This is a genomic window from Anaeromyxobacter terrae, assembly GCF_022690685.1.
GTDB lineage: Bacteria > Myxococcota > Myxococcia > Myxococcales > Anaeromyxobacteraceae > Anaeromyxobacter > Anaeromyxobacter terrae.
Window position 1 is genome coordinate 35,716 of sequence record NZ_JALCYY010000011.1, and the last position, 15,693, is coordinate 51,408.

Consider the following 15,693-nt stretch of genomic DNA (forward strand, 5'->3'; position numbering starts at 1 on the left):
CAGGGTTCAGGGGGCAGAGCCCTCGACCGCCGGCGCGTGCGCGCGCAGGAAGCGCGTCACCCGCGCCCGCGCCTCGGAGCGGTGCGTGAAGATGCTCACGTGCTCGCCGCCCTCGATGGCGAGGAGCTCCGCGCCCGGGATCCGGGCCGCCATCGCCTGCCCCTGCGCGAACGGCGCGGCGCTGTCGCTCGTCCCGTGAACGACGAGCGTCGGCACCGCGATGCGCTCGAGCGGGAAGGAGAGATCGCCGCGCGTCGTGGCGATGTCGTTCCCCGTCCCGGGAAGCCGGAGCGGCATCCGGTCCATCGTGCTGAGCTGCAGCGCGAGGAGGAGCGGCCCGACCTCCGATCGCCGACGGTGCGCGCGCGCAGCGCCGCGTCGGGGATCGAGCGGCGCGCCGCGCGCTCCGGATCGCGCTCCACCTTCCGGCGCATCGCCGCGACGAGCGGACGGCAGCGTGCGGCGACCTTCATGAGCTGCCACGCGAGCGGCAGCCGCACGTCGATCCGGCTGCACACGGACGAGATGACGACGAGGCCCCAGCAGCGCTCGCGGTGGCTGAGCGCGAACTGGAGCGCCGAGGGGCCCCCGCCGGAGATGGCCATGACCGCCGCCTCGCGGACGCCGAGCGCGTCGAGCACGTCTCGATAAAGGTCCGCCTGCTCCGCCGGCGTCCGGCCCAGGGCGAGCGACGTGCCGAGGTAGCCGGGGCGGGAGAGCGCGATGTAGCGGAACCCCGGGCCCCCGACCGTCTCCGCGAGGAGCAGGCTCTGGTCGTAGCCGCCCATCGCGCCGTGGAGCGCGAGCACCGCCGGGCCCTCCCCGAGGACGGCGCACTCGACGGGACCGCGCCGTGTGCTCACGGTGAACGGGCGCGCCTCGTCACCGAAGGCGGCGGTGCGCGGAGCGGGTGCAGGGATCGGTCGCATGGTCTCCTCCGGGTCGCGAGGCCGTCTGGGTACCGGAGCCGGGCGGCGGAGTCTTGCAGGAACGCGACACGGGGGCGAGGCGGACCGCTGCGCCCCCGGGGCGGGCGGGCCGGCTTCACGGTCTGTAGCGGTGGACGATGCGGGCCTGCGCGCGCTCGAGGCGGCGGTTGCGGAACGCCTCCGGCGCGCCGGGCGTGCGCCCCGTGAGCGCCTTGAAATCCCTGACGAGGTGCGGCTGGTCCGAGTAGCCGCACGCGAGGGCGAGCTCGGCGAGGCTCGCGTGCCGGCCGGCGTGGAGCTCGCCGAGGACCTGGCGGAGACGCACGAGCCGGGCGAGCCGCTTCGGCGTGATGCCGAGGTGCTCGAGGAAGAGCCGCTCGAGACTCCGGACGTGCAGCCCGAGCGCGCGGGCGAGGTCGTCGACCCGCAACCGGCCGCCGTGGCCTTCGAGAAGGAGCGCGGCCCGCCTGCAGCGGTCGTCGCGGACGAGCGGCGGCGTGTCTCCACGCAGCAGCCCCTCCACCAGGCGTTGCCGCGACCCCAGGTCCGGCGACGCGCGGAGGCGCTCCGCGATGGACTCGACCCGCTCCCCACCGAGGCGCGTGAGCTCCACGAAGCGGTTGGTCAGCTCAGACGGCCGGACATCCGCCAGTCGAGGGGCCTGGCCGGTACGGAAGCGAACGCCCAGGTACTCCGCCCCCTCGTCGAGCTCCACGTTCACCTTCTCGGTCGAAGGGCCGAGCAGGACCATCCGGGCGGCGGAGGAGGAGAAGCGGACGACGAGGTGCGCGCCGCTGTCGGGGAAGAGCTCGCGGAACGCGGTACCGCCCTTCCCTTCCCCGGTGACGGACCAGCACAGGTCGATCTTCGTCGCCAGGTCAGCGGCCGGAAAGGTGATGGTGCTCATCGGTCGACACCTCCCGACCTCGCGGGCGTGAGGTCCAGGCGCGCGAACCGTAGCACGGCGGCTCGCGTCCGGCGGCCCGGAAGGGTCACGCCCGGACATGGCGCGTGCGACCGAACCTTCCTGGTGCATGCCTGGAGCCGCCGCGCTCGACACTACCTCGTCGCGCAGGCGCGCCCTCACGGAGAGGACCAGAGCCCATGATCCGTCCGGACATCCTCCAGCAGTTCCCGCAGCTCTTTGGAACCCAGCACGTAAACGGACGCGAGGTCGACGTCGAGCAGACGATCGCGACGCTGACCCGTGAGCTGCGACCCGCGATCGCGGCCGCCCTCGGCGCGCGGCGGTCGCTCCTTCAGGACCCCGCGCCGGTCCACGAGAAGTACGCCTGGCCCGGGTGGGACGAGACGTTCGAGGACCCGGTGAGCGGGAAGCCCTGGACCTACCGCCAGATCGTGCAGGGCATGCTCGACAACTTCCTCGGCCGCGAGAGCGCGTGGCGCTGGCGCCTCAACGACGAGACGCCCATCCCCGAGCACGTTCACCCCTCGCGGAACCCCGGCCTCGAGCTCACCGGGCCGTGGCACCCGCTCGACATGGCGTTCAACGCGCTCAACTCCCCGGCTCCCATGAACATGCCGGACTTCGAGGACGCGTCGCCGCCGCACTTCCAGCCGGACGGCACGCCCTCGAACCAGCCGGTCGGCATCTTCGCCGCGCTGCAGAACGCGAAGGAGATCCACGAGGGCCGCTGGACCGGCCACCCGTACGAGGTGACGAAGAAGGGCAAGAAGCGGGCGTACCAGATCACGAAGCCGCCCGCGCAGTGGCCGACGCGGCTCGCGCGGCCGCCGAGCCTGCACCTGCGCTACGACCACGTGACCGTGGACGGCAAGCCGGCGCCCGGCCTCGTCGTCGTCACCGTCCTCTGGGCCGTGAACAACCACGACGCGCTCACCCGCGCCGGCAGCGGCGTCTACTTCTACATCCCGAAGCTCCAGACGCCGCGGGAGGCGCTCATCGTCGAGCGGCTGCTCTCCCGCATCGAGGAGACGATCGGCGTCGCGCCGGGCACCCTCAAGATCAAGATGCTCTACGAGGAGGGGAACGCGGGCCGGCAGCTCGCCGCGATCGCCTGGGTCCTGCGCCGCCGGCTGCTCGGGACGAACGTCGGCCGCTGGGACTACCTGGGGAGCCTCATCGAGATGTGGAAGGACGATCCGCAGGGCGTCTTCCCCGACCCGCAGACGATCGGGATGGCCACCCCGAACATGATCGCCTACCAGCGCTACAACGCGCTCCTGATGCTCATGGCGGGGATGAAGGAGGGCGACCTCGCCAACGCGGCGCCCATCGGTGGGATGGCGGCGGTGATGATCTACCAGCCGAGCGATCCGTACGGCCGCTCCCGGTACAACCCGGTGGCGCTCCGCGCCATCGCGATCGACAAGCTGCGCGAGCGCGTGCTGGGGCTCATGTTCGTCCCGGAGGCGCCGCTCGCCGCGGGCTCGCCGCCGACCCTGGAGGACATCCTCGCCGGTCGCGTGAAGGGGCGGCTCTACGACGCGTACCGGCAGAGCTGGGTCGCGAGCCCCGAGGCGGAGTACGTGGCCGCGGGGAATGCCCCCCTGCGCGCGGACCTGGCGGCGCTGCAGGGGATCCTCGACGCGCCGCTCGAGACCGTGGACGTGAAGGGGAAGCCCGTCCCGACGCCGGCGAGCGGGCTCAGCGGCGCGGAGCGGTCGCTGTTCCAGTCCCGCGGGCTCCTCGACGCGAAGGGCAAGATCACTCCGTCCGTGCTCGACACCCGCGCGCTCGACGCGCCGGAGAAGCTCTTCACGCCGGAGCTGTGGGAGGCGATCTACCGGGTGCCGAAGGGCGACGTCACCATCGAGCACATCCAGCACGCCTTCTACATGGCGGCGAACTACGGCTTCCAGATCCTCAACGGGAACTTCGCGGCCGCGATCGACGACTACGAGCTCAAGCAGCGGTTCATGAACGACCTCGCCACGTACCGGATCAACGTCTCGTGGCTCTGGACGCTCGTGCACCACCAGGCCGCGATCACCAAGGACGGCCACCTCCAGCGGCAGGTGCTCACTGAAGACGGGGTCGTGATCGGCGCGAGCGCCGAGGAGATCAAGGCGGGGACGCGCTTCACCCGCGAGCTCTTCGACAAGGTCTGGGACTACCACTTCGAGTGGACGCGCGAGTTCTTCGCGGAGCAGGACCGGCGGGGAGACCCGCCGCGCTTCGACCGCTCCAAGGCCGACGTGATCATGGAGCTATTGAAGCGCCAGCTCCTCTCGCCCCGCTACATCCAGCACAGCGCCCGCGTCCTCTTCGTGGTCGGGCAGGCGAGCCCCAGGGAACGCGCCCAGATCCTGGACGCGATCTTCGAGCTCGAGCGTCCGCAGCTCGTCGAGGGCGTCCGCACGGGCGCGCTCGCCCCCGTCGCGCTCTCGTCGCACGACTACGTGCACGACGTGTTCGGAGGGGAGGAGCGAGGCTCCTCGTCGCGGCCAGCCGGTGGATCGACGCGGACCTGAGAGCCCCCCGCGCCCGCCCGCGGGCGAGGGCCGCCTACTGCTTTCTCCGCAGCCCCCGGCGAAGGCGCCGGAGCAGCGCTCCTGCGACGGCGTCGAGCCGCAGCGCCTCGGCGCTCGCCGCGGCTCGCGCCTCGGGCTCCGAGGAGAACGTCGCGGCGAGCGCGCCGCCGTCCACCGTCACGGCGAAGCCGCGTCCCTCGAGCGGCGCGACGCGAACGAGGTGTCCGCGATCGCCGAGCGTGCGCGGCGGCATCGACATCGAGCGCTACAGATCGCGCGCGTCGTGAGCGCCGGCGGGCGCGGAGCGCGCGACGCGGAGCAGCTCGCGACAGGTGGGGCAGGTGACGCCCGACGCGTGCTTCGTCGAGCTCACCTGCTGGGACACGCCGCAGAGCACTCGCCGCTGCACCGGGTCGTAACCGTGGACCATCCGCACGCCGTTCCCGTCTTCCATGAAGCCTCCTGTCCGAAGCGAGCGCCTGGAGAGATGCGACGCTCCGGGGACGCGCTTCAGCACAAGCTGATCACTAGCGCGGTCGAGCACTGCGCGCCCCCGGGGTGTCGCCCCGGTTTCCGGGCGGCTCAGCCACGACGCGGCTATGTTCCCCCACAGGTCGCCCCCTCTCCTGCATGTCGCTCGCGCCGTGGCGGTCTCCCGGAGCCCCACATGGCGAGCCCACGAGCTCCGCCGCACGGCGGTGCGACTTCCGCATCCGCGCGCCTCGCGAGCGAGACGACCCGCGAGGGCGAGCGTTCGATGCTCACCCCCGAGCAGCTCACGCGGCTCCTGGAGCTCGCGCGCGCCCTGTCCGGCACGGTCGATCACGCGGACGTCGCAGCGATCGCCGCCGAACGGGCGCGAGTGCTCACCGGCGCGGCCGCCGCGCAGCTCGCCGAGATGGACGACGGAGACGAGCTCGCGCCGATCGCGGAGAGCCCCGGCGACGTGCCGGCGCGCCCCTCGGCACCCCTCTCGACCCGGGCCTCCGAGCCTGCGCGCGAGGCCGCCCGCACGCGTACGGCGATCTGGATCGCATCGCGCGCGGAGGCGCGCGCGGGCTACCGCAACGTTCCACTCGTCGCGTTCGGGGGCGGCCCCGAGCACGCCGCCTGGGCCTTCCTGCCCCTCGTCGCGGACGACGCGCTCGGGGGCGTCCTGACGCTCGCCTTCGACGAGGCGCCCGCGTTCGACCCATCGACCCGCGCCTTCCTCGCCGAGGTGGCCTCCGCCTGCGCGAACGCCCTCGCGCGCGGGAGCCTCTTCGCGCGCGAGCGCGACCGGGCGGACGCATCGGACGAGGCGCGCGCCTCCGGCGAGGTGCGGCAGCTCCGGAGCGACCGCCTCGTCGACGATCGCACCCATCTCTTCGAGCGAGAGCGGTTCGCGCGTGCGCGCGCGGAGGCGGAGGCGGTCGTCGCCGTGCACCTGGCGGACAGTCTCGAGCGCGCCCAGCGCCTCACGGCCGCGCTCGCCCACGCCGAGACCGAGGAGGACGTCGTCGCCGCGCTCGCGGCGCAGGGGCTCGACGGGTTCGGCGCCGCCCTGCTCACCCTCGCGCGGCGCACCGCCGGCGGAGGGCTCGAGCTCGTCCCGCTCGCCGGGGTCCCCGCCTCGGCGCCGGCGCCCGTCGACCCGGCGAGCCCGGAGGCGGAGGTGTTCCGCACGGCGTCGGCGCTGTGGCTCGACGCTCCGGAGCGGGTGCATCGGTTCCCGGCGGCAGCGCACGATCCGCTCGCGGGCGAGACCGGGAGCTGGCTCGGCGCGCCGCTGCCGGGTCCGGAAGGCGCCCGTGGGGTGCTGGCCCTCGCGTTCCCGTACGGGCGCGCGTTCACCCCCGGAGATCGAGCGCGCCTCACGCTGCTCGCCGAGGAGTGTGCGTCGGCGCTCTCGCGCTGCGCCGTGCGCGACGCCGAGGCCGCCGCCCGGGCCGCGGCCCTATCAGAGAAGCTCGCGAAGCCGCTCGTCACCTTCGTGGTGCAGTACGAGGAGGAGGGGCGCGACCGTCCCGACGCGCGCGTCCTCGGGGTGTTCTCCTCCGAGGCGGCTGCGCGCGAGGCGTTGCGGGAGCTCGACCGGACGCGCTCCCTGCTCGTGCGGGCGTGGATCACCTCGTGGGCCCTCGACGTGCCGCTCCCGGTGACGCGGGTCGAGGTCGCGCTCGCGGAGGCGTGAGGCGCGCAGCATTCCTCCTGCGCCCGGCTCCGCCGAGGAAGAGGAGCGCTGGCGGCCAGGTGAGCCTCACGCGCACCCCGCCTCCCTTGATGCCCGTCAACCGAGCGGCTAGCGTGGGCCGTTCACTGGAGGTCTGCCATGCGCCCACGCCTTCCGTTCGTCGCCCTCGCCTCGCTCCTCGCGCTCTCGATCACCGCCTGCGGCGGCTCCGACTCCGGCTCTCCTCCGGTCCAGCCGCAGTACCAGCCGCAGATCACGAACCTCACCGACAGCTTCGGGTTCCAGCTCACCGACGTGGCGAACGGGGACGGGACGCTCTCGTACACATGGCACAACACCGGCACGATGGCGTCCATCGACCGCTCGAGCGCCATCAGCGCCGGCAGCGTGACGCTCACCCTGCGTGATGCCGCCGGCACGCAGGTCCATCAGGGCCCGCTCGACGGCACGACCGGCTCCGTCTCGACCGTGGCCGGCGTCGCGGGCGACTGGACCGTCATCGTGGACTTCGCCCACACCACCGGGACGATCAACTTCCGCGCGCAGAAGCAGTAGGCGGTCCCGGGGCGGCGCTCCGCGGCCGCGGAGCGCCTCGCCCAGCCCGTCGTGGAGCGTCGCGCGCCGGCGCCGCGCGCCTACCGGCTGATGGGCTTGTAGCGGATGCGCCGGGGCTTCGCGCCCTCCTCGCCGAGCCGCCGCCGCTTGTCGGCCTCGTACTCCTGGTAGTTGCCGGTGAAGAACGTCCACCGCGACTCGCCCTCGGCGGCCAGGATGTGCGTCGCGATCCGGTCCAGGAACCAGCGGTCGTGGGAGATGACCATGACGCTGCCCGCGTACTCGAGCAGCGCGTCCTCCAGCGCCCGCAGGGTCTCGACGTCGAGGTCGTTCGACGGCTCGTCGAGGAGCAGCACGTTGCCGCCGGTCATGAGCGTCTTCGCGAGGTGGAGCCGGCCGCGCTCGCCGCCGGAGAGCGCGCCGACGATCTTCTGCTGATCGGCGCCCTTGAAGTTGAAGCGCCCGATGTACGCGCGGCTCGGCATCTCGAAGCGGCCGACCTGGATGACGTCGCGTCCGCCGGAGAGCTCGTCGAAGACGGTCTTGTCGCTCGCGAGGTTCTCGCGGCTCTGATCGACGAACGCCAGCTTCACGGACTGGCCGATGGCGACCTCGCCCGAGTCCGGCTTCTCCGCGCCGGTGATCATCTTGAAGAGCGTGGACTTGCCCGCGCCGTTCGGGCCGATGATGCCGACGATGGCGCCGGGCGGGACGATGAACGACAGGTCGTCCATGAGCAGCCGGTCGCCGAAGCCCTTCGTGACGCCCTTGAACTCGATGACCTTCTCGCCGAGCCGCTCCGCCACCGGGATGAAGATCTCCTGCGTCTCGTTCCGCTTCTGGTACTCGACGCTGGAGAGCTCCTCGAAGCGGGCGAGGCGCGCCTTGCTCTTCGCCTGCCGCGCCTTCGGGTTCTGGCGCACCCACTCGAGCTCGAGCTTCATCGCCTTGATGCGCGCGCTCTCCTGCTTGGCCTCGACCTCGAGCCGCTGCTCCTTCTGATCGAGCCAGGAGGAGTAGTTGCCCTTCCACGGGATGCCGCGGCCGCGGTCGAGCTCGAGGATCCACTCGGCGGCGTTGTCGAGGAAGTAGCGGTCGTGCGTGACCGCCACCACCGTGCCCGGGAAGCGGGTGAGGAACTGCTCGAGCCACTCGACCGACTCCGCGTCGAGGTGGTTCGTCGGCTCGTCGAGGAGCAGCATGTCCGGCTTCGAGAGCAGGAGCTTGCAGAGCGCGACCCGGCGCTTCTCGCCGCCGGAGAGGTGCTTGATGGTCGCGTCCCAGGGCGGCAGGCGCAGCGCGTCCGCGGCGATCTCGAGCGCGTTGCCGGTGTCGGCGCCGGCGCTCTCGATGATCGCCTCGAGCCGCGCCTGCTCCTCGGCGAGCTTCTCCAGGTCCGCGTCGGGCTCGCTGTAGGCGGCATAGACCGCCTCGAGCCTCTTCTGCGCCTCGGCCACCTCGCCCATGGCGGACTCGACCTCCTCGCGCACGGACCGGTCGCCGTCGAGCTTCGGCTCCTGGGGGAGGTAGCCGACCTTGATGCCGCCCTGGCGCTGCAGCTCGCCGTCGAACTCCTCGTCCACGCCGGCCATGATCCGCAGCACGGTGGACTTGCCGGCGCCGTTGAGGCCGAGGAGGCCGATCTTGGCGCCGTGGAAGAAGGAGAGGGAGATGTCCTTGATGATCTGCCGCTTGGGCGGGACGACCTTGCTCACGCGGAGCATCGACATCACGTACTGGGCCATGGCGCTCGGGGGTGAAGGGTTGAGGAAAGGGGCGACAGCCTAATCGAAATCCGCCCGCGTCGCCCGTCGGCGTCCGCGGGCGGCCTCTCGTCTCAGCGGCCGCGCTGCTGCCTCGCCCACTCCCGGAGCGTCATGGGCCGGATGCCCCAGCGCGCCTCGAGCGACGGGATGTCCGCCGAGTAGCCAACGCGCTCGAACCACTCCAGCATGAGCGCGAAGTCCTCGCTGTTCGCGCGCACGGCCTCCATCGGAATCTGCCGGTAGGCGAGCTTTCGCCCGACGAGCTCGCTCACGACCTCCGCCGCCTCCGGCATCGTCACGGCGTCGCCCGCGAGGTCCGTCTCCGTCCCTCGCCACTTCTCGGCCTCGACGAACGCTTGCGCCGCGAACCGCCCGATGTCGTCCGACGCGATCATCTGCAGCTTCGTCGTGGGACGCAGCGCGGTGACGAGCGCGTCTCCCTGGAGGAACCCGGGCGAGACGAGGTTCTCCATGAAGAAGACCGGGCGCAGGATGACGTGCGAGGGGAACCCGAGCCCACGCACGGCCTCTTCCACGCGCGCCTTGTTGTCGAAGTGCGGGATCCCGGTCGCGAGGTGCGCCGAACCCACCGAGCTGTAGACGAAGTGCTGCACGCCCCGGCGACGCGCGAGCTCGGCGAGCCGCTTGCCCTGCTCCTCCTCCCGCACGACGCCCGCCTCCCATGTGTTCTGCACCGCGAACACGCCCCACGCGCCGGTGAGGGCGCGCTCGAGCGAGGCGGCGTCGTCGAGGTCGCCCTGGACCAGCTCCGCGCCGAGCGCGGCGACCGCCTTCGCCGCGTCCCCCTCCGGCTTGCGCGTCATCGCCCGGAGCGCGAAGCCGCCGCGCCTCGCGAGGTGCCGGAGCGTGGCGCCGCCCTGCTTTCCGGTGGCGCCGGTCACGAGAACGGTCCTGTCGTTGGCCATGGGCTTCCCTCCTCCTCGAGCTCTCGCAGCGAGGCGCACTCATGGTGGGCCCGGGCCGACGCCGCCACGCACCTCGCGGGACCCTCCGAGCGCTCGCCCGAGCGGCGGCCTGCCCGTGCAGGCGATCCACGGCCGGCCCTGGGACGCCCACCTTGGTTCGAGCGCCGCCTGCCCGCACGGCGCATGTGAGCAGTCATCCGCAGACCGAAGAGGGAGCTGCCATGGCGAATCCAGCAGAGCCGCATGAGTCGTCGTCCGCTCCGTCGCAGCCTCGGGCCGCGCGCCTCGCGGCGCTCCGCGACGACCTCGATCATCGCATCGACGAGATCGTCGACGCCGGCGCCGACCGCGCGCCCGCGCTGAAGAAGGAGTTCGACGCCCTCTGGAAGACGTTGAAGGAGGAGGCCGACAAGCACTAGGACGACCTCGCCCCCGGGCGGCGGCGGCCTCGCCACCGCCCGGCAGCCGCGTCGCGCGGCCCCTCACACGCCGGGGTCCGTCGCCTCGCCGTGAAGCCTAGACGCGGTCCCGGATCTCCTTCGCCCCCGCGGTGTGCGCGCAGTGGGCGCCGCAGAAGAACTTCCCGCCGGCCTCCACCCCGTGCCCGATCACGTGGCAGCCGCACTGCTCGCAGTGCGGCGCGAGCGCCTGGATCGCGCACTCGAAGCTGTCGAAGACGTGGTGCGCTCCGGCGGCGACGACCTCGAACGCCTTGTCGTACTGGTTCCCGCAGACCTCGCAGTTTCCGGTCATGGCAGCTCGTCCTTTCCTTTCGAACGCTAATGCCGCGCGAGGGCGCCGGGTCGCGGGTCTGCCGGGTCGCGCTCTTCGGGTGGCCGCGCGCGATCCTCCCGCTCGCCTCGCGGCCGCGTGACCGTACGCCGTCTCTCGGACCGAGAATGGACGCGCCTGCTCCGCGTCACGCCTTCCAGTCAGGGTGGACCGTGAGCACCGGGCACGGCGCGTTGCGAACGACGCTCTCCGCGACGGAGCCGGTCAGCATGTGCTCGCGATCGACGCGGCCGTGCGTCCCCATCACGATGAGATCGACGTCCCCCGTCGTCGCGAACTCCACGATCGCGACCTCGGGCGAGCCGCCGGCGCGGGCGACCGTGACCCGCTGAGCGCCCAGGCGGCTGGCGGTCTCCTTCCACGCGGTGAGCTGTCCGTCGAGCCCTCCCGCGGGCGGGAGCTCAGCCGCCACCCGCGCCGCGGACTCCACGTAGAGGAGGACGAGCTCCGCGCCGAGCCTGCGACACAGATCCGCCGCGACGCGCAGGCCGGCCTGCGCGGCCTCCGAGAAATCGACCGGACAGCAGATCCTGCTCCACTCCAGCGGCGCCATGCGCTCCTCCAGACCCGCGAGCCTCGACCGGCTCGAAGCGTGCTCCCAGGAGAGCGTAAGGAGTCGTCGCGCTCGCGGCGCTCGACATGCCGGGTCGTCCGGCGGCGCGGAGCATGGGCTGCAGGCGGGCGCCCCCGGTCCTGCCGTGCGGGCGCCCGCCGTCCTCGAACCCGGGCCGCGACCTCGAGATGCCTCAGCCGCGCGCGCCGGCGGCGACGTACGCTTCGCTCGCGACCACCCCGGGATACTACGCCCTTGGCGACCCACCGGAAGCGCACGAGGCCACTCGAGCCGCTCGAGATGCGCGCCTACCACGAGGCCGGCCACGCCGTGATCGCGATGCTCCGGGGCTTCGGGGTGACGCGGGTCACCGTCTCGCGGCGCGGGCCGATCGGCGGCGCGTGCGAGTTCCGCTTCAGCGCTCCGCGGCGCGGCTCGGCCGGCGCCGCGAAGCGGGTGGCGCGCGCGGGAGGCGCGGTGGCGCTCGCGGGCAGCGTGGCCGAGGACCGGGCCGCCCTCGAGCGCGGCTACCTCTCCGTCGATCTGAGGTCCGGCCTGCCGTTCCCGCTGTTCGCGCCGGGCGCCGAGGAGGACCGGCGCGTCGCGCTGCGCTTCGCGGCGCAGCTCCATCCCGGCGCAGCGGCGAGGCATGCCTTCCTGCGCCGGATGCGCGCGAGCGCGGAGCGGCAGCTCGAGGATCCCCGCATCTGGGCCGCAGTGGAGCGGCTCGCTCATCGGCTCGCGCGCGCGCGGATGCTCACCGGCGATCGGGCCGTGAGGACCGTCGTGCGGGCGATCGCGGCGGCGTCGCGCGCGGTCGAGCCGCGGCGCGCACCCTCCGCCCGGCGGGCAGGCGCCTCCTCTGCGGCGCCCCCACCTCACGCGCGCTCGGCCCGCAGGCGGCCGCGGTCGCGGTCTCCTCCGGACGCGGCGGGAGCGCTCACGCGAACGCGGGCCCCCTCCGCTCGTCCCGCGCCTCTCTCGCGGAGGCCTAAGCTCAGGCCATGAAGAAGCAGCTGCTGTTCGACGCCGCTGCGCGCGAGGCGGTCCTGCGTGGCGCCACGCTCCTCGCCAACGCGGTCCGCGTCACCCTGGGGCCGAAGTCGAAGTGCGTCCTCCTCGATCGGAGATGGGGAGAGCCCATCGTCTGCAACGACGGCGTGACGATCGCGAAGGAGCTGGAGCTCGAGGACCCCACCGAGAACCTCGGGATCCGCATGATCCGCGAGGCGGCCGAGCGCACCGGCGAGGCCGTCGGCGACGGCACGACCACGGCGACGCTCCTCGCGCACACGATCTTCGCGGAGGGGGTGCGCAACGTCGAGGCGGGCGCGAGCGCCATCGAGCTGAAGCACGGGCTCGACCGCGGCCTGCGCGCGGCGGTCGGGTGCCTGAAGGCGCTGTCGCGCCCGGTGACGACGCGCCGCGAGAAGGCGCAGGTGGCGACCATCTCGGCGCACAACGACGCGACCATGGGCGACCTCGTGGCCGAGGCGGTCGAGCGGGTCGGAGGCGAGGGAGTCATCTCCGTCGAGGAGGCCAAGGGCATCGAGACGACGCTCGAGGTGGTGGAGGGGCTGCAGTTCGACCGCGGGTACCTGTCCCCGTACTTCGTGACCGACCCGGACCGGATGGAGTGCGTCTTCGAGAACCCGGTCGTCCTGCTCACCGACCGGCGCCTCAGCCTGATGAAGGACCTCATCCCGCTCCTCGAGGAGGTGGTGAAGGTGGGCCGCCCCGTCCTCATCGTCGCCGAGGACGTCGACGGCGAGGCGCTCGCGACGCTCGTGGTGAACAAGATGCGCGGCGCCCTCCTGTGCGCCGCCGTGAAGGCGCCCGGGTTCGGCGATCGCCGCAAGGAGCTCCTGCAGGACCTCGCGATCCTCACCGGCGCGCGCATCGCCTCGGAGGAGCTGGGCGTCAAGCTCGAGCACCTCGCCTTCGGCGACCTCGGCAGCGCCCGCCGCGTCGTCGTCGCGCGCGAGACCACGACCCTCATCGGCGGCGCGGGCGACAAGGCCGCGATCCTGGCGCGCACGGAGCAGCTGCGCCGCCAGGTCCGCGAGGCGAAGAGCGACTACGACCGCGAGAAGCTGCAGGAGCGGCTCGGGAAGCTCGCGGGCGGCGTGGCGGTGATCCACGTCGGGGCCCCCACCGAGGCCGAGCTGAAGAGCCGCAAGGAGGCGTTCGAGGACGCCATCAACGCGACCAAGGCCGCCGTGGCGGAGGGGATCGTGCCCGGCGCCGGCCTCGCCCTCCTCCGCGCGATCGACGCGGTCCAGAAGGAGGAGGCGTCCTGCGCGGGCGACGAGCGCACCGGGCTCGAGATCCTCGCGCACGCGCTCGGCGTGCCTACCCGGCAGATCGCGACGAACTCCGACGTCGAGGGGGCGCTCGTCGTGGAGCGCATGCGCCTCGGCTCCGGCAACTTCGGCTTCGACGCCGCGCGCGGCGTCTACGTGGATCTCGTCGAGGCGGGCATCGTCGATCCCACCAAGGTGGTCCGCGTCGCGCTCGAGAACGCGGTGTCGGTCGCGAGCGTCCTGCTCCTCACTCAGGCGACGCTCGCGGAGGCTCCGCCGGCGAAGTCCGAGGCGGCGGCCCCCGAGGTCTGACGTGGCCGCGAAGGGCAAGGCCGTCGCGCGCCACGCGGTCGAGGAGCACCGCGGCGAGCTCCAGATCCGGATCGACGCTCCTTCGCTGCCGGCGCTGTTCGCCGAGGCGGGCCGCGCGCTCGCCGAGGTGATGCGCGGTACCCCGCTCGAGCCGCCCTCCGCGTGGAGCGACGAGGTCGTCGTGACGGCCGAGGATCGCGAGGCGCTCCTCGTGGAGTGGCTGAACGACCTCGTCTTCCGCTCGGAGGTCTCGAAGGTGCTCTTCACGGACTTCCAGATCACGCACCTCACGGATCACCAGCTCGTCGCGACGATCCGCGGCACGCGCCTCGCGCGGCTGCGGAATCCGGTCAAGGCGGCGACCTACCACGCCCTCTCCATCGCGGAGCGCGACGGCGGCGTCACCGCGACGGTCATCCTCGATGTCTGAGCCGCCCGAGGGAGGTGCCGCCATGACCACCGCCGCCCAGCCAGCCGCCGCGGACCTCCGGCCCATCGGCCCCTGCCTGTACGAGCTCGGGCGCGCGCCCGGCAGCGCGATGCGGGTCCCGGCCCGCGTCTTCGCGGACGAGGTCCTCCTCACCCAGATCGTGCACGACCGGAGCATCTCCCAGCTCGTGAACGTCACGACGCTGCCCGGCATCGTGGACGCCGCGCTGGGGATGCCGGACATGCACGAAGGGTACGGGTTCCCGGTGGGCGGCGTCGCGGCGACGGAGCTGCCCGACGGCGTCATCTCGCCGGGCGGGATCGGCTTCGACATCAACTGCGGCGTGCGCCTCCTCGTCTCCGGCCTCCGCGAGGAGGATGTCCACCCGTCGCTCGAGGCCCTCGTCCACGAGATGAGCCGCAGCGTCCCCGCCGGCTACGGCCGCCACGGGCGGCTCGCCCTCACGCGGGAGGAGATGGACCGCGTGCTCGGCGAGGGCTGCCCCTACCTCGTCCGCGAGCACGGGCTCGGCCGTCCCGAGGACCTCCCGCTCATCGAGTCGGGGGGCGTCATCGCGAGCGCGGCGCCGGGCGCGGTGTCGGAGCGCGCGAAGCAGCGCGGCGAGGATCAGCTGGGCACGCTGGGCGGAGGCAATCACTTCATCGAGGTGCAGGTCGTCGACGCGATCTTCGACGCGCCCGCCGCCGAGGCGCTCGGGGTCTCCCTGGGCCAGGTGACGGTCCTCGTCCACACCGGCTCGCGCGGCCTCGGCCACCAGGTCTGCACGGACCACGTGAAGGTCATGGACACCGCGCTCCATCGCTACGGGATCACCGTCCCCGACCGGCAGCTCGCGTGCGTCCCCCTCTCCTCGCCCGAGGGGCAGCGCTACTTCGGCGCGATGTGCGCCGCCGTCAACTTCGCGTTCTGCAACCGCGAGGTGATCGCGCACCGCGCCCGGGAGGTCTTCCGCCGCGTGCTGCACGGCGCGCCGGCGGCCGAGCTGCGCCTCGTCTACGACGTGGCGCACAACACCGCCAAGATCGAGCGCCATGGCGATCGGACGCTCTGCGTGCACCGCAAGGGCGCGACGCGCGCGTTCGGCCCCTCGAGCGCGGAGATCCCCGAGGCGTACCGGGGCGTCGGCCAGCCCGTGCTCATCCCGGGCAGCATGGGCACCGCCTCGTACCTCCTCGTGGGCACCGACGCCGCGGACGCGCTGTCGTTCAGCAGCACCTGCCACGGCGCGGGCCGCGCCATGAGCCGGGGCGCCGCGAAGCGTCGCGTGCAGGGGCACGTCCTGCGCAAGGAGCTGCTCGCGCGCGGGATCGTGGTGCGCTGCCCGAGCAACGAGGAGCTCGCCGAGGAGGCGCCGCTCGCCTACAAGGACGTCGATCGCGTGGTGGACGTCGTCCATCGCGCCGGGCTCGCGCGCAAGGTCGCGCGGCTCCGGCCGATCGGGGTCGTGAAGGGGTGAGCGCGCGTCGCCGGTCGCTCG

Annotated in this window: 16 protein-coding genes and 1 pseudogene; 8 read left to right on the forward strand and 9 right to left on the reverse strand. The window is 73.0% G+C overall.

Annotation, left to right across the window (positions count from 1 at the left end; genetic code table 11):
• Positions 1 to 6 precede the first annotated feature (6 nt).
• The 3 genes and pseudogenes from MNY62_RS06895 to MNY62_RS06900 all read right to left on the reverse strand — a co-directional run bounded on the left by MNY62_RS06895 (position 7) and on the right by MNY62_RS06900 (position 1,836).
• Complete coding sequence (locus tag MNY62_RS06895; protein ID WP_242343377.1) at positions 7 to 297, reverse strand: alpha/beta fold hydrolase; 291 nt, start codon at positions 295 to 297, stop codon at positions 7 to 9.
• Between the two features lie 218 nt (positions 298 to 515).
• Positions 516 to 929 (reverse strand): annotated as a pseudogene (locus MNY62_RS25700) (alpha/beta fold hydrolase); the annotation flags it as partial.
• Positions 930 to 1,044: 115 nt separating this feature from the next.
• Positions 1,045 to 1,836 carry a helix-turn-helix domain-containing protein gene (locus MNY62_RS06900; RefSeq protein ID WP_242343378.1) on the reverse strand — a complete coding sequence of 264 codons (792 nt, stop codon included), beginning with the start codon at positions 1,834 to 1,836 and terminating at the stop codon, positions 1,045 to 1,047.
• A 197-nt stretch (positions 1,837 to 2,033) separates the two neighbouring features.
• Here MNY62_RS06900 and MNY62_RS06905 point away from each other — a divergent pair, with 197 nt between their 5' ends.
• The gene (locus MNY62_RS06905) at positions 2,034 to 4,385 is read left to right on the forward strand and encodes an aldolase/citrate lyase/malate synthase family protein (RefSeq protein WP_242343379.1); all 2,352 of its coding nucleotides are present in this window, start codon (positions 2,034 to 2,036) and stop codon (positions 4,383 to 4,385) included.
• Positions 4,386 to 4,419: 34 nt separating this feature from the next.
• Here MNY62_RS06905 and MNY62_RS06910 read toward each other — a convergent pair whose 3' ends face one another.
• Entirely contained in the window at positions 4,420 to 4,638 is a 219-nt protein-coding gene (locus tag MNY62_RS06910; protein ID WP_242343380.1) for a hypothetical protein, read from the reverse strand.
• Positions 4,639 to 4,650: 12 nt separating this feature from the next.
• The gene (locus tag MNY62_RS06915; RefSeq protein WP_242343381.1) at positions 4,651 to 4,839 is read right to left on the reverse strand and encodes a hypothetical protein; all 189 of its coding nucleotides are present in this window, start codon (positions 4,837 to 4,839) and stop codon (positions 4,651 to 4,653) included.
• A gap of 303 nt (positions 4,840 to 5,142) precedes the next feature.
• On the opposite strand from MNY62_RS06915, the gene MNY62_RS06920 reads away from it, so the two are divergent.
• Entirely contained in the window at positions 5,143 to 6,558 is a 1,416-nt protein-coding gene (locus MNY62_RS06920) for a GAF domain-containing protein (RefSeq protein ID WP_242343382.1), read from the forward strand.
• A gap of 138 nt (positions 6,559 to 6,696) precedes the next feature.
• A complete protein-coding gene (locus MNY62_RS06925; RefSeq protein WP_242343383.1) occupies positions 6,697 to 7,113 on the forward strand; it encodes a hypothetical protein in 417 nt (138 codons plus the stop codon).
• 80 nt (positions 7,114 to 7,193) lie between these two features.
• Here the strand turns inward: MNY62_RS06925 and ettA are convergent, their stop codons facing one another.
• A complete protein-coding gene (gene ettA / locus MNY62_RS06930) occupies positions 7,194 to 8,858 on the reverse strand; it encodes an energy-dependent translational throttle protein EttA (protein WP_242343384.1) in 1,665 nt (554 codons plus the stop codon).
• Between the two features lie 92 nt (positions 8,859 to 8,950).
• A complete protein-coding gene (locus MNY62_RS06935) occupies positions 8,951 to 9,805 on the reverse strand; it encodes an NmrA/HSCARG family protein (RefSeq protein ID WP_242343385.1) in 855 nt (284 codons plus the stop codon).
• Between the two features lie 221 nt (positions 9,806 to 10,026).
• Here MNY62_RS06935 and MNY62_RS06940 point away from each other — a divergent pair, with 221 nt between their 5' ends.
• Positions 10,027 to 10,224, forward strand: coding sequence for a hypothetical protein (locus MNY62_RS06940; RefSeq protein ID WP_242343386.1), 198 nt, complete (start codon positions 10,027 to 10,029; stop codon positions 10,222 to 10,224).
• Positions 10,225 to 10,321: 97 nt separating this feature from the next.
• Here MNY62_RS06940 and MNY62_RS06945 read toward each other — a convergent pair whose 3' ends face one another.
• Both MNY62_RS06945 and MNY62_RS06950 read right to left on the reverse strand, forming a co-directional pair.
• Complete coding sequence (locus MNY62_RS06945; protein ID WP_242343387.1) at positions 10,322 to 10,558, reverse strand: hypothetical protein; 237 nt, start codon at positions 10,556 to 10,558, stop codon at positions 10,322 to 10,324.
• Positions 10,559 to 10,724: 166 nt separating this feature from the next.
• Positions 10,725 to 11,150, reverse strand: coding sequence for a universal stress protein (locus MNY62_RS06950; protein ID WP_242343388.1), 426 nt, complete (start codon positions 11,148 to 11,150; stop codon positions 10,725 to 10,727).
• 255 nt (positions 11,151 to 11,405) lie between these two features.
• Here MNY62_RS06950 and MNY62_RS06955 point away from each other — a divergent pair, with 255 nt between their 5' ends.
• The 4 genes from MNY62_RS06955 to MNY62_RS06970 are packed head-to-tail and all read left to right on the forward strand — an operon-like array spanning position 11,406 to position 15,672.
• A complete protein-coding gene (locus MNY62_RS06955; RefSeq protein WP_242343389.1) occupies positions 11,406 to 12,158 on the forward strand; it encodes a M41 family metallopeptidase in 753 nt (250 codons plus the stop codon).
• Positions 12,155 to 13,765 (forward strand): chaperonin GroEL, encoded by a 1,611-nt coding sequence (groL, locus tag MNY62_RS06960; protein WP_242343390.1) that lies wholly within the window; start codon positions 12,155 to 12,157, stop codon positions 13,763 to 13,765. The genes MNY62_RS06955 and groL overlap by 4 nt, the downstream gene beginning before the upstream one ends.
• A gap of 1 nt (position 13,766) precedes the next feature.
• Positions 13,767 to 14,195: an archease gene (locus tag MNY62_RS06965; RefSeq protein WP_242343391.1), complete on the forward strand. Its 429-nt coding sequence runs from the start codon at positions 13,767 to 13,769 to the stop codon at positions 14,193 to 14,195.
• Between the two features lie 22 nt (positions 14,196 to 14,217).
• Entirely contained in the window at positions 14,218 to 15,672 is a 1,455-nt protein-coding gene (locus tag MNY62_RS06970) for an RtcB family protein (protein ID WP_279426334.1), read from the forward strand.
• Positions 15,673 to 15,693: the final 21 nt, after the last annotated feature.

Bases quoted from the DNA above. Each gene is read 5' to 3' on its own strand.
- MNY62_RS06895 (WP_242343377.1), bottom strand. From the start codon at position 297: ATGCCGCTCCGGCTTCCCGGGACGGGGAACGACATCGCCACGACGCGC.
- MNY62_RS06900 (WP_242343378.1), bottom strand. From the start codon at position 1,836: ATGAGCACCATCACCTTTCCGGCCGCTGACCTGGCGACGAAGATCGAC.
- MNY62_RS06905 (WP_242343379.1), top strand. From the start codon at position 2,034: ATGATCCGTCCGGACATCCTCCAGCAGTTCCCGCAGCTCTTTGGAACC.
- MNY62_RS06910 (WP_242343380.1), bottom strand. From the start codon at position 4,638: ATGCCGCCGCGCACGCTCGGCGATCGCGGACACCTCGTTCGCGTCGCG.
- MNY62_RS06915 (WP_242343381.1), bottom strand. From the start codon at position 4,839: ATGGAAGACGGGAACGGCGTGCGGATGGTCCACGGTTACGACCCGGTG.
- MNY62_RS06920 (WP_242343382.1), top strand. From the start codon at position 5,143: ATGCTCACCCCCGAGCAGCTCACGCGGCTCCTGGAGCTCGCGCGCGCC.
- MNY62_RS06925 (WP_242343383.1), top strand. From the start codon at position 6,697: ATGCGCCCACGCCTTCCGTTCGTCGCCCTCGCCTCGCTCCTCGCGCTC.
- ettA (WP_242343384.1), bottom strand. From the start codon at position 8,858: ATGGCCCAGTACGTGATGTCGATGCTCCGCGTGAGCAAGGTCGTCCCG.
- MNY62_RS06935 (WP_242343385.1), bottom strand. From the start codon at position 9,805: ATGGCCAACGACAGGACCGTTCTCGTGACCGGCGCCACCGGAAAGCAG.
- MNY62_RS06940 (WP_242343386.1), top strand. From the start codon at position 10,027: ATGGCGAATCCAGCAGAGCCGCATGAGTCGTCGTCCGCTCCGTCGCAG.
- MNY62_RS06945 (WP_242343387.1), bottom strand. From the start codon at position 10,558: ATGACCGGAAACTGCGAGGTCTGCGGGAACCAGTACGACAAGGCGTTC.
- MNY62_RS06950 (WP_242343388.1), bottom strand. From the start codon at position 11,150: ATGGCGCCGCTGGAGTGGAGCAGGATCTGCTGTCCGGTCGATTTCTCG.
- groL (WP_242343390.1), top strand. From the start codon at position 12,155: ATGAAGAAGCAGCTGCTGTTCGACGCCGCTGCGCGCGAGGCGGTCCTG.
- MNY62_RS06970 (WP_279426334.1), top strand. From the start codon at position 14,218: ATGACCACCGCCGCCCAGCCAGCCGCCGCGGACCTCCGGCCCATCGGC.